This window comes from Saliniramus fredricksonii (assembly GCF_900094735.1).
Lineage (GTDB): Bacteria > Pseudomonadota > Alphaproteobacteria > Rhizobiales > Beijerinckiaceae > Saliniramus > Saliniramus fredricksonii.
On sequence record NZ_FMBM01000001.1, the window covers coordinates 1,192,269 to 1,206,548 of the forward strand.

Consider the following 14,280-nt stretch of genomic DNA (forward strand, 5'->3'; position numbering starts at 1 on the left):
TCAACAGATCATGCAGCCCTGTTCACGGCGTGGTGGCAGCGGGGAATAGCCCTCTGCCACGACGCGCAGCATGCCGCCGGCAATATCGACCACGGGATTGTCGATCCGCTGCGCGATCTCACGTGCAGCCAGGGAGCTGCGGTTGCCCGAGCGGCAGATCAGGGCCAGTTCCTGGCCGGGTGCGAGCAAAGGCTCGATGCGTGCGATGAAGCTCTTGGCATCGGTGTAGGTCACGAGCACGGCGCCCGCGACGACGCCGGTCTGGACCCATTCCTCGGGGCGCCTGATATCAACGACGAGCGTATCCTCCTCCTGCGCGAGCGCTTCACCGCTGCGCGCCTCCAGGCTCAGATGCGCCGGTGCGGGGCGGGTCTCGATCAGGACGATGGCGAGCCCGGCTGCCAGAGCGGCGAGGAGGGCGAAGCCGTAAAGAATTGTCTTGCGCATGGCTCATCACGGTTCGGGACGGGGATGTGACCTTGGGTAAGCGTTCGGGCGGCGCATGGCTATCGCGATGATCACGGATGGCGGGTGGTACGGCGTCGCAGCCCGTGTCGTGCCATGCCGGACGGGTTCCGTCATCAGCGATAGAGATCCACGCGCGACAACGGCACCGGCAGGGGCGCATGGCCGCGATCGCCCTTGATGCGTTTCGAGGTCAGCGTCTGATTGACATAGGCGCCGCCCCGGGCGAAGGCGAGGGAGCAGCCGGCCAGATAGAGCAGCCACATCCGCAGCTTTTCCGGCCCGACCAGCTTTTCCGCTTCCTCCCGCCGCGCGGCGAGGCGTTCCCACCACAGATAAGTCGTGCGGCGATAATGTTCGCGCCAGCCCTCGACATCGTGGATCTCGAAACCCGCGCGTTCGAGGTTGGAGATCGACATGCCCAGATGATCGAGCTCGCCGCCGGGGAAGATGTAGCGCACCAGTGCGCGGTATTCCGGGCTCATCTTCAGGAAGCGCTTGTCCGAACGCTTGGCACGCCTTGCGATGCAATGGTGCAGGTAGAGCCCGCCGGGCCGCAGCAGCCGGTTCATCGTGGCGAAGTAATCGCCGTGATTGCGGATGCCGACCTGTTCGAACATGCCGATCGAGGCGATCTTGTCGAAACTGCCCTCCATCGCCCGATAATCCTGGAAATGGAAGGTCACGCGATCGGCGATGCCGCATTTCTGCGCCTTCTCGCGGGCCAGCGCCAGTTGCTCGGAACTCAGCGTCACGCCATGCGCCTCGACGCCGTAATGCTCCGCCGCGTGGCAGACCAGCGCGCCCCAGCCCGAGCCGATATCGAGGAAGCGCTCGCCGGGTTGCAGCCGCAGCTTGCGGCAGATCATGTCGAGCTTGTCGCATTGCGCCCGCTCCAGATCCATATGATCCTCGGCGAAATAGGCACAGGTATAGACCATCTCCGGATCGAGGAAGAGCGCGTAGAAATCATTCGAAACATCATAGTGATAGGCGACATTGCTGCGATTGGTCGCCTCGCTGCCGTCGCGGGCGATCGCGTCGCCCTTGACCGGATCGAGCACGCTGGCGGGGCCCTGCGGCACGAAGAAGAAATGCCGGATGACGGCGAGGACGCGGCGTTTTGAGATGCCGCGCAAGAGTCGCCCCGGCTTGCCGGTCGGGCGCGCGGCGACGAGGTCGAAGAAGGAGCCGCCGGCGAGATCGAGCCGCCCGTCCACATGCAGCTTGATCAGCGTGTCGAGGCGCGGGCGGCGCACCAGTTTCGCCACGACGCCGGGATCGGCGATGGTGATGGCGAGCCCGTCATCCGGCCAATCTGCCGGTACCCGCGAGCCGTCCCAGAGCCGGAAGCCGAAATCGGGGGCGAGCCTTGCATGCACGTCCTCGAGCAGCGCCCGCAGGGCGGAGATTTTCCCATCCGCGTCCGTAATCGGCGCTGTGTCGCTGCCTGGCGTGTCCATGCCTGCGCCTCCATACTAGCGGGTAGATAACTGCGCTTCCTTACGGGCCGCGCCGAAGCCGTACCATATTTTGGCAATCGCTATCGGAAAACCGCTTGCATGCAACCGTTCTAGCTGACGGCGACAGTAAACTTGACAGTCATGAACAGGAATTGACTAAATGTGAGCCTGCCCGAAGGGCATGCAGAAGGGACCGGGGAGCATGACATGGCGGAGGAATCGGGCCGATTACGGTTGATCGAGACGATATACGAAGCCGCCATCGACCCGCTGCGATGGCAGGTCGTGCTCGATCAGATCGTCGACAGTGCGGGCGCTCAGGGTAGCGCTTTGCTGGTCAGAGCCGAGACCGGATACCCTTATGAGATTACTGCGCTGAGCCGGGCCTATCGGGAGTTCGTGAGCCGGCCCGAGGGTCTGGATTACGTCGCCAATCTGCGCGGACATGAGGCGCCGGATTGGGCGGCCTTTGCCAGGCAGCCGATCAATCACCCCTTCCCCGATACCGATGTCGGCATCTCACGCGAGGTGCTCGATACCCGACCGGATTGTATCGTCCTGCGGGAATCCGTCGGCATCGACCGGCGTATCGGTTTGCGCCTGAACGACAATCCGGTCTGGTTCGAAGGCATGACCATCGGTTTCGACCCGGCTGTGACGGAATTGCCGGAAGCGGCCTTCGACGCACTGGGCCGCCACGCCGTCCATCTCGCGCGTGCTGCGGAACTGAGCCGGACCTTCATGCAACTGCGCGCGCGTTACAATGCGGCGCTCACTGCGCTCGATCGGGTGGGCACCGGAATGGGCGTCGGCCTGCCTGACGGGCGGATCATCGTCTGCAACCGCGAGCTCACGCGCATCACCGGCTCGGATGACGGGCTCTCGCTGACCCGCGACGGCCGCATTGCCTGTCGCGACCCGGATCTGGCTCTGCGCATCAATGCGGCAATCGCACGCGCCTGTGAGACGGCGAGCGGCGAGAGCGAGGCTGCCCGCCAGACCATTGCGGTGCCGCGCCTCTCCGGCGCCCCGGCCTTCATCCTCGATATCGCTCCGCTCAACGATGCCGATTGCGAAATCGACAGAGGCCTGAACGGTGCGCTGATCAGCGTCATCGATCCCCATAACGCGCCGCTCTTCGACGCTGAACGCTTTGCCAGAGCCTATGCACTGACCGGCGCGGAGAAGGAGATCGCCCGTCTTGTCCCGCGCGGGCATACCGTAGAGGAAATCGCCGAGCGACGCGGCACGGCGCCCGCGACAGTCAAGAACCAGCTCGCGGCCATGCTCGCCAAGACCGGTGCGCGCAACCGTCTGGCGCTGATCCACAAGATGGCCAGCCTCACGCCGCATATCAGTTGAGTGCGCGCGATGGCGGCTCGAAACCGCGAAACAGGCACGAGGTATTGCCTGCGGCACCCCGATAATGTGTGCGGAAGCCGAGCGCCCGCCGGCTCATCTCCCGCATCCGCTCGGCATTGTCTGAATCGGGAAACAGCGCGATATAAGGCTCGACCCAGCCCCAATAGGCAAAGCCTCCGCTGCCACGAAAGAAATGCATGTCCTGCTTCGCGGACAGGCCGCCAAAACCCTGCGGGTCCTCGATTGCGTCGAGATGCCAGGCAATGGACTCATGCAGATTGGTCCCGTTGAAGCGCTCTTCGAAGAAATCGCGGCCTGCATAGTGCGCCGCATGCGCGGCGAGGACCATGAATCCGATCAGATGGTCCTGCAGGTAGAGGTTCTTGTCCGGCATCCAGGCATTGGTCCAGGGCCCACGGATAAATGCGCGGACGGGCCCGTCGGGATGCATCCGCCGCAGCATCGAAAGGATGTCGTCGATACCGGCTTCGATGTCAGAGATTTTATGAGTGATGATGCCCCAGGTGATGTTGGCCGCGGCCTGCATGGCGACCGTATCGGGCCAGCGGACCGAAGGATCGATCTGGCCGCGCCCCGGGCCACGCGTGCGCCGTGACTGGCGCCGCAGGATATCGCCCCAGGCGATCATCGTCTCGCGCTGACCCGGTTTCCACAGGTCGAAATGATCGACGATACTGACAAAATAGGCGACGTTAAGCAGCAATGTCGATTGATTATGGGCAGGATTCGACAGGTTTCCGTCGCGACGAAAATCGAGTTGCGTATAGGCACCCTGTTCTGCAGCCTGCACGAGGTCTGCGATGAATGCTTCGAAACGGGCCGCGTCATGCGCGTGCAGGAATTGCGAGCCGGCATCATTGATCGATGTGATGAACTGCCATACGCCGGTCGGAGAGGATACGGCGCGCGTGAGGGTGCGCTGGTAATGCCTGATCTGCGAAATGCCGGCACAATCGCCAAAGGCGTTGTTGGCATAGTCAGCGATGATCAGGTCCGTCCGCCGTTCCCTCTCTGCGGTGCTGTCGCATTGCGCCGTGCTGCCGGTGAGCTTGGCGATATCCGCCTCGGTGATCGGTCGGGTGATTCCGCTTCCGGATGCGAGGTTGAACCGCATCAGTGCCCGTGCCGTCATGCGGCCCCACAATCCGTCTACCGGCCCCGGTTCACATGATCGCTCATCGAGTGCGGCTTGCAGAGCACGGATCGGCTCCGCCCGAGCCGGCGCAGCGAGGCCGCTGCTGCCGACGGTGATTGCGGCCATGACTGCGGTCATGACTGCGGCTATGACGAAGCCGGCACAGGTTTTAAGCTGTTTTTCGGACATCATTACTGCGTCTCCCGGAATTATCGCTGCCGGACGCCGGTATTGTCCTGGAGAGCCTTGCTCCGCATGGCCGCGACCGCCGCCCTGCGTTCAACCGAAGTCGGGTTTCGATGGCAGGCCGAGCTTCTTTAGGGTCATCACGACCGGGCACATGCCGGTAAACGACGCCTGGACCAGATGCGCGCCCATCAGGCCCGTAACCCAGAACCAATAGGGGCTGTGATAGATGCCGAGCAGGACGGAAACGATCACGACCAGGCCGACGATCAGAAGAATCATGCGCTCGATGGTCATCGGAATACTCCGCTGATGGAGGATCAAACCGCCGCTCCAGGATTGTCTGCTGCCCTTGCTCGAACAACCATCAGACCGGCGGGGGCGGAGTCGCGAGGCCCGCGACGTTCCGCTCCCGCCGAGCTTACCATGCTCTTTCAGAAGCGGGTAATGGTATTGCCGGTATCGATGCTGCCGTCAGGCATCAGTGTCCATGTGGTACACCGCTCTTCCCCGCCGCGAATACGTGTCCATGTGGCACATTGCCGATTGCCGCTCACCCGCCACGTGCCGGTGTCTCGCGCGACCCCCGGGATGTTGCTGGTCAGTGTCTGCGTCCCGTCGGCATTCAGCGTGACCCGTCCCTGTGCGGATCCGTCCTTCGCCTCCCATGTACTGGTACGGCCTGCATAGGCGCGGATTTCATCCCCTGTCAGGACGCGGGGTGTCGATGACGGTTCGGGCAGTTCTGCAAGATTTGTCTGGCACCCCGCAAGCGCCAGAGCTCCGATCGCGAGTGTGGCGCCGATGAACTTCTTCTCGATTAGCATCTCATTCCCCATAATGTGACTTGTTGTCAGGATTGCCTGGTCAACCCCTGAAGACGAGCGTCGCATGAGAGAACTTCGCCCGCATGAGCCGAACGGACTACGCAGCGTAAAGTTCTGACGTTAGAAGCGGGCAGCTCAGGGATTCAGGGCCAGCCGGGTATCCGGAGCAGTCCGGGTTATGGTGCGGGCAAAATTGGTCCGGTGCGCCGTTCCCCCGCAGGCACAAAACTTGGTTCAGGCCTGGGTCGTCGTCTGCCGCCAGCGGGAATTCGTCTGTCACCGGCAATGCGGGCGTTCCTGCCAATCCGTGTCATCTGGAATGCATGCCGCTGAGCCGAAAAGACCACCTCCGGCGGTACCGGAGGTGGCTGGTCTTGCCGGCATCCAGATGCTGTTGCCGACACGCGGTGACGTCGGGTTCAGGCGGCGCGGATATTCGCCAGAAAGCCGTCCATCGCTTCGCGCAGGGTGCGCGACCGGATCGTCATCGACTCGGTGGAGTTCTGCACGGTCGCAGAAAGCTCACCGGTGCGGCTCGCCTGACCGCTCACCTCGGTGATCGCGCGGCTGACATCCTGGGTGCCGGTCGCGGCTTCGGAGACATTGCGCGCGATCTCGCCGGTGGTGGCGTTCTGCTGCTCGGCGGCGGCTGCGACGGCGTTCATGCGCTCGGTGATGGCGTTCACCTTGTCTGCGACGGCCGATGCTGCCTGCATCGAAGCCTGGGCCGCTTCGCGCATGTCATCGATCTGACGCGCAATGTCCTCGGTCGCCTTGCCGGTCTGGTCGGCGAGGGACTTCACCTCCGCGGCGACGACCGCGAAGCCCTTTCCGGCCTCGCCTGCCCGCGCAGCCTCGATGGTGGCGTTCAGTGCGAGCAGGTTCGTCTGGGCCGCGATCTCGGAGATCAGCCGGGTGACGTCGCCGACACGCTCGACCACGCCGTTGAGGTTCGATACGGCGGCAGTCGAGCGCGCGACATCGTCTGCCGCACCGACCGCCATTTCAGAAGACGCGTTGACCTGGCTGGTGATCTCGCCGATCGAGGCCGACATCTCTTCCGCAGCGCTGGCGACGCTGCGCACATTGACCGAGGTCTCCTCCGAGGCCGTGGAGGCGCCGATCGCCTGCTCCGTCGTCCTTGCCGCGATTTCGGAAAGCGCTGCCGATGCTTCCCCGAGCCGTGCCGTCTCCGCCTGCATCTCGTCGGAGAGCTGCAGCACCGAGGCCTCGAATTCGCGGGCGAGACGCTCCATTTCCTCACGCCGCGCCCGCTCTGCCGCCGCACGCTGTTCGCCCGTCTCGGCTTCGAGGACGCGCGTGCGCTCGAGGTTTTCGCGGAAGACCTGGAGCGCCTTGCTCATCATGCCGATCTCGTCACTGCGTGCGCTGACATCGGGTCTTGCGTCGAGATCACCGTCAGCGAGGCGCTGGGTGGTATCGGCGAGGCGCGCAAGCGGACGCGAGATCGTCGCGAAGTTGAGATAGGCAAAGCCGATCGCGACGAGGGCAATCAGCAAGGACGCGCCGATTCCCATTCCCTTGACGACCGCAAGTGCGCGCTGCTGGGCTTCGACGAGTGTGGCGCTGACGGAGGCGATTTCCGCCTCGACCATGCCGACATCCGTGCGCATCTGCTCGAAACGCGCCTCGGCATCGACGGAACCGGCGACTGCGCGCGCGAGATCGACCGTCATCGGATCGCGCATGCGCTCGATTTGCGGGGCGACATAGTTCTCGCGCCAGGAATCCCAGCTGGCCTTCGCCTGCGTCACCGGTTCGGCGAGCTGCGGATCGAGTGCCTGCGCCCCTTCGCCGAGTGCTTCGAAGCCGGCCTGGATCTCGGGCACGCCGGCTTCGAAGGCAGCCAGGCGACGGCGGTCGCCGGTCAGAACGAAGCCTTGCAGGGAGAAAGCCTGGCTCATGATGGCTCCCTCGACGGTGCGCCCCTCGACCAGCAGATTGTTTGCCTGCGTTGCCTGCATGATGGCGCGTTCCGCGACACTTGCACGATCGAATGAGACGATACCGGCGATGACGCCGACGAGCGCGAGGCCGAGGAAGGCGGCGAGGCCTTTCCTGGTGACGGAGAGATTATTGAACATCACGACATGCCCCTCGGCTGGTTCAGCCGCCGATGACGGCCTGGCGCCGCATCAGCTCGGTCAGGTTGATTTCGATGGTGGCGGCGCCGATGGCCTGGTTTCCGCCTTCATCCGCGATCGTCAGATTGAGCTGGGCACGCCAGATCTTCAGCTCCCCGTCCCACTCGGCCTCGTCGATGAAGACGGCGTCCGCGCTGATCGGAAAGGTCTTTTGAAACTTCGCCTCGTCGCCCTGCCAGTAATCGGATGTGATCGCGCTCTGGCCGACATTGAGGCCTTTGTCATCCGTCACGAAGACTTCGTAATAGAGCCCCTGCGCCTGTGCCTGCACACGGGTAAGATAGACGGACAGGGGCGACGACAGTGTCGCCGCGATCAGCGGCTTGTCTACGGCAGCGCGCTCGGCGACCCATTGCTGATCAAGGGCCTCGATCCGGGCGGAATCCACATCGACGTGACGGGCGTTCTGACTCTGCACGGACAGGCGCACGATTTCCGTTTCGAGCCAGTTGCGGACATCGGCAATCACGACCGAGTCGATCAGCCGTGCCGCATCGGGTGGTGTGCCCTGTGCAACGGCTGGGAAAGGCGCCATGGCGCTCATGGCGAAGGCGGCGAGGACGTTCCAACGCATTGATTGTCTCCGGATGTCGAAACTCTGCGACATCTTGGGAAGGGGACGATAAAAAATAGTTAAGTATCTTATTCTGCCAAATAAAAGCATCCGGAAAGCCATAATTTTGAAAGGAAGATGTCGGTCAATACGACGTATCTATTGCAATTATATAATCCATAATTGCAAGTCAGCGTATTTTGATATGAAATTGATATTTCATAATAGAAAACATGATCCCCTAATGGGGAAATACCGGAAAAACGGCCTTATCGTGCCGCGATTTTCCCCGGATCTGCAAATCGACTGGCGACAGACAAAGCCGGTGCACATATTTGTGGTTTGCAAGAAGCAGAATTGCGATCCAGGCATTCAGAAAAAAAAGCGGAAAAAGACGCTTGTCTGACCCGAAGATCATTTTCAGCGACCCGCTTGCCGGATGATCGGGAGGCGGCGCAGTGAGCCATTGCGACTGTTGGTTTGACAAACGCGGAATCCGGACAGAACCGTGCTGGTGAATGGTCGGAGCGGCAGGATTTGAACCTGCGACCCCCAGTCCCCCGGACTGGTCCGCCAACCGGGCTGCGCTACGCTCCGTGACCTCGCGGGTGGAGGGGATCTGACCGCCCCGATGCGCGAGCAGGCGCGGGCGTGCCAGAGCAAGCGAACGAGGGCGCGCGCAACTCAAGCCTCATTCCTTTTTGCACGTGGTCTCGCCGCATCCCGAGCGGCGCCACAGGCCCAGCGCCGCCTGCCCGATGAGCAGGGGAGCGAGGCTGCCACTCAGGACCAGCATCCAGCCGAAGAAATCCAGCGGCACGACCTCGAGAAGCGTGCTCATGCCAGGCAGCCATGCGGCGGCCGCAGTCAGGACGAGACAAATCCCGATCGCGTACCAGACCCAACGGTTGCGCACGACCTCGTTGGCAAAAAGTCCGGATCCGGCGTCGCGCATGTTGAAGACGTGCCAGAGCCGTGCCAGGGCGAAGCTCAGAAATCCGATCGTCACCGCCGCGTCCTGTCCCATGTCTTGCGCCAGCGCGACGAAGAAGACTGTCATGACCGATGCCGCGATCAGGGCGCCCCAAAGCGCGGTCGCGGTCCAGTGCCCTTGGGTCAGAACGGGTTCCTTGGGGTCTCGCGGCTTGCGGTCCATGATGCCCTCCGGACTTTCGCCCACGCCGAGGGCGAGCGCGGGGAACACGTCAAGCACGAGGTTGATGTAGAGGATCTGGAGCGGCAGCAGAGGAAGGGGCGCGCCGGCAACGGCGCACAGACCGACCGCCAGAACCTGGCCGAGATTGCCGGAGAGCAGATAGATGATGAACCGGCGGATGTTCTCGAAGATCGTGCGTCCCTGTTCGATGGCCATCACGATCGTGGGAAAGGCGTCGTCCTTGAGCACGATGTCCGCTGCCTCGCGGGCGACATCGGTCCCGCGTTTGCCCATGGCGATGCCGACATCGGCCTTCTTGAGGGCGGGCGCATCGTTCACGCCATCGCCGGTCATCGCGACAACTGCGCCTGCCTCCTGCCAGAGGCGGATCAGGTCGAGTTTCTGTTCCGGGGAGACGCGGGCGAAGACGTGATTGTCGCGCAGCCCGTCATGGGCATCCGCCTGCGCCCCGTCGCCCAGCTTCGGCAGGTCACGGCCCACGATCGCCTTCGGCTTTTCGGCAAGTCCGACCTGTTCGGCGATTGCGGCAGCCGTCACCGGCTGGTCGCCGGTGACCATGATGACGCGGATGCCGGCCCTTCGGCACCGCTCGATGGCGTCGGGCACGTCGTCGCGCGGCGGGTCCTCCAGACCCACAAGGCCGAGAAGGGTGAGGCCTTCGTAGGGATCAGCCTCGGCGCTGTCGGACTGTCGTTCTGCGAAGGCGAGCACGCGGTAGCCCTTGGCGGCCAGCGTCTCGATCCGCGCCTCCCAGTCCTTGCGGGCTGCGTCCGACAGCGCCCCGGCCTCACCCTCACGCTCACCCTCTTCGGTCGCGACCTGCGTGACGACATCCAGTACCGCCTCTGGCGCTCCCTTGACGGCAATGCGGAAGCCGCCGCCCCGCGCGTGAAACGTCGCCATCATCTTGGTATCGGCGTCGAAGCTTTCCTCGCGCTCTTCGGGCTGATCGTCGAGGAGACGGTCCCGCGCGAGGCCGGCGGCCGCGGCGGCATGAAGCAGTGCGATCTCCATCGGATCGCCGGTGCCGGCCGGGTGCTCACCATTATCGCCATCCGCCTGCTCAAGCTCGGCATTGTTGCACAGCGCGGCGACCTCCAGCAGCCGGCACGCCAAGGGCGGGGGCGCTTCGGGGTGCGCGTCCCCCTCCCAGTGCAACTCTTCGTCCTGCCCCGGCAGCGCCAACCGCGCCACGCGCATCCGGTTCTGCGTCAGCGTTCCGGTCTTGTCGGCGAAAATCACGCTGGTCGAGCCCAGCGTCTCGACCGCCGCCAGCCGCTCGACCAGCGCGTTGCGCCGCGCCATGCGCCACATGCCGCGCGCCAGCGCGACGGTCGCCACGATCGGCAGGCCCTCTGGCACGGCGGCCACTGCAAGCGCCACCGCCGTCTCGAGCATGGAGACGAGATCCTTGCCGCCCAGCCAGCCAAGGGCGGCGACCGCCGTCGCCACGATCAGCGTGACCACCACCAGATTGCGCGCCAGCCGGTCCAGCCGCTTTTCGAGCGGCGTTACCTCTTCGCTGGCCTCCGAGGTCATGCGCGCGATTCCGCCCAGTTCGGTCTGCATGCCGATGGCCACGACCACGCCCGCGCCGCTGCCGCCCGTCACTGCGGTGCCCTTGAAGGCCATCGACGTGCGTTCGGCCAGCGGCGTTTCCTCCTCCACCGGCTCCGTGGTCTTGGTCACCGGCACCGACTCGCCGGTCAGCGAGGATTCGTCGCAGGTCAGACCGTTCGCCTCAACCAGCCGCAGATCGGCCGTGACGACATCGCCGGCGTCGAGCAGCACCACATCCCCGGGCACGAGATCCTCGGAATCGACAGTCATGCTCGACCCGTCGCGCGTCACCCTCGCCTGCACGGCACCGAGGCTGCGCAGCGCCTCCATCGACCGGACGGCCTTCCATTCGGTGAAGAAGCCGATGGCAGCATTGATCACGATCGCAGCGAGGATCGCCGCCATCTGCACGATCTCGCCCATCGCGAAGGACACGATCGCCGCGACGGCCAGGATGCCGATGACGAGGTTCCTGAACTGGTCCGCGAGGATCTTCCAGGGGCTGACCCGTTCCGCCTCGCCAAGACGATTCCGACCATGTTCCCCGCGCCGCTGCCGCACCTCCGCCTCGCCAAGGCCGCGCTCCGGATCGACGGACAGATCCTCAAGCGTTTCTTCGACGCTCCGAACATGGTGTTTGGTCATGAATATTCTCCGGCTTGGGGAGGGCCGAGGCGGGCCGTTCGACAAGAGTAGAATTTGCCGTTGGCAACGTTCAAGATCTGATCCGGTTCGGTCCCGGCATCGCATGCGGGCAGATCATTCCTCACCCGCGCCGGACGCGGCGGCGCTGAAGCCCGGTCCAGCCCGACCATTTTCAGCAATGGTGAAACCGCGTCATCGGTGCCTTCACAGCGCCGACCGGTCACGATCAGTTCCACGATGGCATCCGCCAAAATTGTAAAATCGCTGGATTGTCGGAAGCTTGAATGGTCGGAGCGGCAGGATTTGAACCTGCGACCCCCAGTCCCCCAGACTGGTGCGCTAACCGGGCTGCGCTACGCTCCGTGACCTCTCGGGTGGAGGTGATCTAACCGTCCCGATGCGCGAGCGCAAGCCTTTTGTCGCCCGGCACGGTCGGGAAATCGATCACGCCTCGTCCGGCGCCGGGGCCTCGTCGCGGCCCTGCGCTTCGTCGCGGCGGCGGCGCAGGATCAGGGCGCGCATGGCGCCGCGCAGGGTGCGCACATCCTGCTCGGTGAGATCGCGGCGCAGGAAGACGTCGCGCAGGTTGCGCATCATCGAGGGGCGCTTGTCGGGCGGGAAGAATTCGACCCGGTCGAGTTCCTCTTCGAGATAATCGAAAAACGAGGCCGCCATGGCGCGCGGTGCGCGTGGCGAGCGGATCTCGCCGGCGAAGGGCAGGGCTTCGCCATGGGCGGTGCGAAACCATTCGTAGCCCGTCAGAAGCACCGCCTGGGCGATGTTGAGCGAGGCGAAGGCGGGATTGACCGGGAAGGTCGTGATCGCGTCACACAGGGAAATCTCGTCATTGTCGAGGCCCGAGCGCTCGCGCCCGAACAGGATCGCGACACGCCCGCCGGCGGAAAACTCGGCAACGGCCTCGCGCATGCTTTCCTGCGGCGAGAGCACGCGCTTCATCTGGCCGCGCTCGCGGGCCGTGGTGGCGAAGGCGAGGGTGACGTCGTGAAGCGCGGCGGTGACGTCGTCGAAGACCTGCGCGGCGTCGACGATATGCAGCGCGCCGGAGGAGGTGGCGCGCGCCTTCTCGCTCGGCCAGCCGTCGCGTGGCGCGACGAGGCGCATCTCGGTGAGCCCGAAATTCGCCATGGCGCGGGCGGCCATGCCGATATTCTCGCCCAGTTGCGGCTCCACCAGCACCACGATCGGGCCCTGTCCCGATTCGAAGGTGATGCTGCGATTCGTTCCAGACATTTCCCGTCCTCTCCCGTCGCGCCGCCGGCAGCGCCAGCGCCAGCATTGTCTAGACCAGCAAAGCCGCTCTGCCTAGCGTCGCGGGTGCGTGATTTCCTGTGGAGAAGACGGCGCGCCACAGGCAGCCAGTCCGGGGTGGAGGCGGGCCGGGCGGGGTTTGCCCCTGCATGTCATGCCACTGATATATAAATCGAAAAATGAAAATGTTTGATGAATGTTCTTTTTTCTTGTCAGACGGAACATAGCTGGTACATTAAATCGAAACGCGCGTTGAGTTCATTGGCTCACCCATGCAATAAGGAATGCCCGTCATGGTTCAGTCCGCATTGAGGCTGGTGGAAGGTTCTTCCATGGATAAAGATAAAACGAAGGCGCTCGACGCGGCGCTTTCCCAGATTGAACGCGCATTCGGCAAGGGCTCGATCATGCGCATGGGCAAGGGCCAGCAGCCCGTCGAGATCGAAACGGTCTCGACCGGGTCGCTGGGTCTCGACATTGCGCTCGGCGTCGGCGGCCTGCCGCGCGGGCGCGTCATCGAGATCTACGGGCCGGAATCATCGGGCAAGACGACGCTGGCCCTGCATACGATCGCAGAGGCCCAGAAGAAAGGCGGTGTCTGTGCCTTCGTTGATGCCGAGCACGCGCTCGATCCGATCTATGCCCGCAAGCTCGGCGTCAATCTGGACGATCTGCTGATCTCGCAGCCAGATACCGGCGAGCAGGCGCTCGAGATCGCCGATACGCTGGTGCGTTCGGGTGCGGTGGATGTGCTCGTCGTTGATTCGGTTGCGGCGCTGACGCCGCGTGCCGAGATCGAGGGCGATATGGGCGATGTCCAGCCCGGCCTGCAGGCGCGCCTGATGTCGCAGGCCCTGCGCAAGCTCACCGGCTCGATCAACCGCTCGAAGACGATGGTGATCTTCATCAACCAGATCCGCATGAAGATCGGTGTGATGTATGGCAGCCCGGAGACGACGACGGGTGGCAACGCCCTGAAATTCTATGCCTCCGTGCGCCTCGACATCCGCCGCATCTCGACGCTGAAGGATCGCGACGAGGCGATCGGCAACAATGTCCGCGTCAAGGTGGTCAAGAACAAGGTCGCCCCGCCCTTCAAGCAGGTCGAATTCGACATCATGTATGGCGAGGGGATCTCCAAGGTCGGCGAACTCGTCGATCTCGGCGTCAAGGGCGGCATCGTCGACAAGTCCGGTTCCTGGTTCTCATACGATAGCCAGCGGCTCGGGCAGGGGCGTGAGAACGCCAAGACATTCCTCAAGGAAAACCCGGAAACCGCCGCAAAGATCGAGGCGACCATCCGCCAGAATTCCGGCGTGCTGGCCGAACGCATCCTCGACGAGGCGGTGCCGAGCGCCGAGGATCTGGACGAAGGCGAGGCGTGATTCTCCGCAATCCGGGTCTCGTGCGGGCGCTGTCCGCGCGGGACCCGATTGAGGGGCCGGCCTACCA

General features: G+C 63.9%; 12 protein-coding genes and 2 tRNA genes. 2 read left to right on the forward strand and 12 right to left on the reverse strand.

The genetic code is table 11. The features are described from left to right. Positions 1 to 447: a rhodanese-like domain-containing protein gene (locus GA0071312_RS05450; RefSeq protein WP_083204328.1), complete on the reverse strand. Its 447-nt coding sequence runs from the start codon at positions 445 to 447 to the stop codon at positions 1 to 3. A gap of 134 nt (positions 448 to 581) precedes the next feature. Then, positions 582 to 1,928 carry a class I SAM-dependent methyltransferase gene (locus GA0071312_RS05455; RefSeq protein WP_074443899.1) on the reverse strand — a complete coding sequence of 449 codons (1,347 nt, stop codon included), beginning with the start codon at positions 1,926 to 1,928 and terminating at the stop codon, positions 582 to 584. A gap of 207 nt (positions 1,929 to 2,135) precedes the next feature. Between GA0071312_RS05455 and GA0071312_RS05460 the strand changes: the two genes are divergently transcribed. Further along, complete coding sequence (locus tag GA0071312_RS05460; protein ID WP_083204329.1) at positions 2,136 to 3,290, forward strand: helix-turn-helix transcriptional regulator; 1,155 nt, start codon at positions 2,136 to 2,138, stop codon at positions 3,288 to 3,290. On the opposite strand, the gene GA0071312_RS05465 is transcribed toward GA0071312_RS05460, so the two are convergent. From GA0071312_RS05465 to GA0071312_RS05510, 10 genes are all read right to left on the reverse strand, one after another. Continuing rightward, positions 3,283 to 4,638: a peptidoglycan-binding domain-containing protein gene (locus GA0071312_RS05465; protein WP_131817714.1), complete on the reverse strand. Its 1,356-nt coding sequence runs from the start codon at positions 4,636 to 4,638 to the stop codon at positions 3,283 to 3,285. The genes GA0071312_RS05460 and GA0071312_RS05465 overlap by 8 nt on opposite strands. Positions 4,639 to 4,725: 87 nt before the next feature. Next, positions 4,726 to 4,929: a YgaP family membrane protein gene (locus GA0071312_RS05470; RefSeq protein WP_074443902.1), complete on the reverse strand. Its 204-nt coding sequence runs from the start codon at positions 4,927 to 4,929 to the stop codon at positions 4,726 to 4,728. Between the two features lie 137 nt (positions 4,930 to 5,066). Continuing rightward, entirely contained in the window at positions 5,067 to 5,459 is a 393-nt protein-coding gene (locus tag GA0071312_RS05475; protein ID WP_131817715.1) for a hypothetical protein, read from the reverse strand. A 419-nt stretch (positions 5,460 to 5,878) separates the two neighbouring features. After that, positions 5,879 to 7,564: a methyl-accepting chemotaxis protein gene (locus GA0071312_RS05480; protein WP_074443904.1), complete on the reverse strand. Its 1,686-nt coding sequence runs from the start codon at positions 7,562 to 7,564 to the stop codon at positions 5,879 to 5,881. Between the two features lie 22 nt (positions 7,565 to 7,586). After that, the gene (locus GA0071312_RS05485; protein ID WP_074443905.1) at positions 7,587 to 8,198 is read right to left on the reverse strand and encodes a hypothetical protein; all 612 of its coding nucleotides are present in this window, start codon (positions 8,196 to 8,198) and stop codon (positions 7,587 to 7,589) included. 498 nt (positions 8,199 to 8,696) lie between these two features. Then, positions 8,697 to 8,774 (reverse strand) — tRNA-Pro (locus tag GA0071312_RS05490). A gap of 94 nt (positions 8,775 to 8,868) precedes the next feature. Beyond that, positions 8,869 to 11,559 (reverse strand): cation-translocating P-type ATPase, encoded by a 2,691-nt coding sequence (locus GA0071312_RS05495; protein ID WP_074443906.1) that lies wholly within the window; start codon positions 11,557 to 11,559, stop codon positions 8,869 to 8,871. Further along, positions 11,556 to 11,795, reverse strand: coding sequence for a hypothetical protein (locus tag GA0071312_RS05500; RefSeq protein ID WP_131817717.1), 240 nt, complete (start codon positions 11,793 to 11,795; stop codon positions 11,556 to 11,558). The genes GA0071312_RS05495 and GA0071312_RS05500 overlap by 4 nt, the downstream gene beginning before the upstream one ends. Positions 11,796 to 11,844: 49 nt before the next feature. Continuing rightward, positions 11,845 to 11,922, reverse strand: a tRNA-Pro gene (locus tag GA0071312_RS05505). 81 nt (positions 11,923 to 12,003) lie between these two features. Continuing rightward, a complete protein-coding gene (locus GA0071312_RS05510; protein ID WP_074443908.1) occupies positions 12,004 to 12,810 on the reverse strand; it encodes an RNA methyltransferase in 807 nt (268 codons plus the stop codon). A 311-nt stretch (positions 12,811 to 13,121) separates the two neighbouring features. On the opposite strand from GA0071312_RS05510, the gene recA reads away from it, so the two are divergent. Beyond that, positions 13,122 to 14,213, forward strand: coding sequence for a recombinase RecA (recA, locus tag GA0071312_RS05515; protein ID WP_074444256.1), 1,092 nt, complete (start codon positions 13,122 to 13,124; stop codon positions 14,211 to 14,213). The last annotated feature ends 67 nt before the right edge of the window (positions 14,214 to 14,280 follow it).

Excerpts from the sequence above, each read along its gene's own strand:
- GA0071312_RS05485 (WP_074443905.1), bottom strand. The coding sequence starts at position 8,198 with ATGCGTTGGAACGTCCTCGCCGCCTTCGCCATGAGCGCCATGGCGCCT.
- GA0071312_RS05480 (WP_074443904.1), bottom strand. The coding sequence starts at position 7,564 with ATGTTCAATAATCTCTCCGTCACCAGGAAAGGCCTCGCCGCCTTCCTC.
- GA0071312_RS05475 (WP_131817715.1), bottom strand. The coding sequence starts at position 5,459 with ATGCTAATCGAGAAGAAGTTCATCGGCGCCACACTCGCGATCGGAGCT.
- GA0071312_RS05495 (WP_074443906.1), bottom strand. The coding sequence starts at position 11,559 with ATGACCAAACACCATGTTCGGAGCGTCGAAGAAACGCTTGAGGATCTG.
- GA0071312_RS05460 (WP_083204329.1), top strand. The coding sequence starts at position 2,136 with ATGGCGGAGGAATCGGGCCGATTACGGTTGATCGAGACGATATACGAA.
- GA0071312_RS05470 (WP_074443902.1), bottom strand. The coding sequence starts at position 4,929 with ATGACCATCGAGCGCATGATTCTTCTGATCGTCGGCCTGGTCGTGATC.
- GA0071312_RS05455 (WP_074443899.1), bottom strand. The coding sequence starts at position 1,928 with ATGGACACGCCAGGCAGCGACACAGCGCCGATTACGGACGCGGATGGG.
- GA0071312_RS05510 (WP_074443908.1), bottom strand. The coding sequence starts at position 12,810 with ATGTCTGGAACGAATCGCAGCATCACCTTCGAATCGGGACAGGGCCCG.
- GA0071312_RS05465 (WP_131817714.1), bottom strand. The coding sequence starts at position 4,638 with ATGATGTCCGAAAAACAGCTTAAAACCTGTGCCGGCTTCGTCATAGCC.
- recA (WP_074444256.1), top strand. The coding sequence starts at position 13,122 with ATGGTTCAGTCCGCATTGAGGCTGGTGGAAGGTTCTTCCATGGATAAA.
- GA0071312_RS05450 (WP_083204328.1), bottom strand. The coding sequence starts at position 447 with ATGCGCAAGACAATTCTTTACGGCTTCGCCCTCCTCGCCGCTCTGGCA.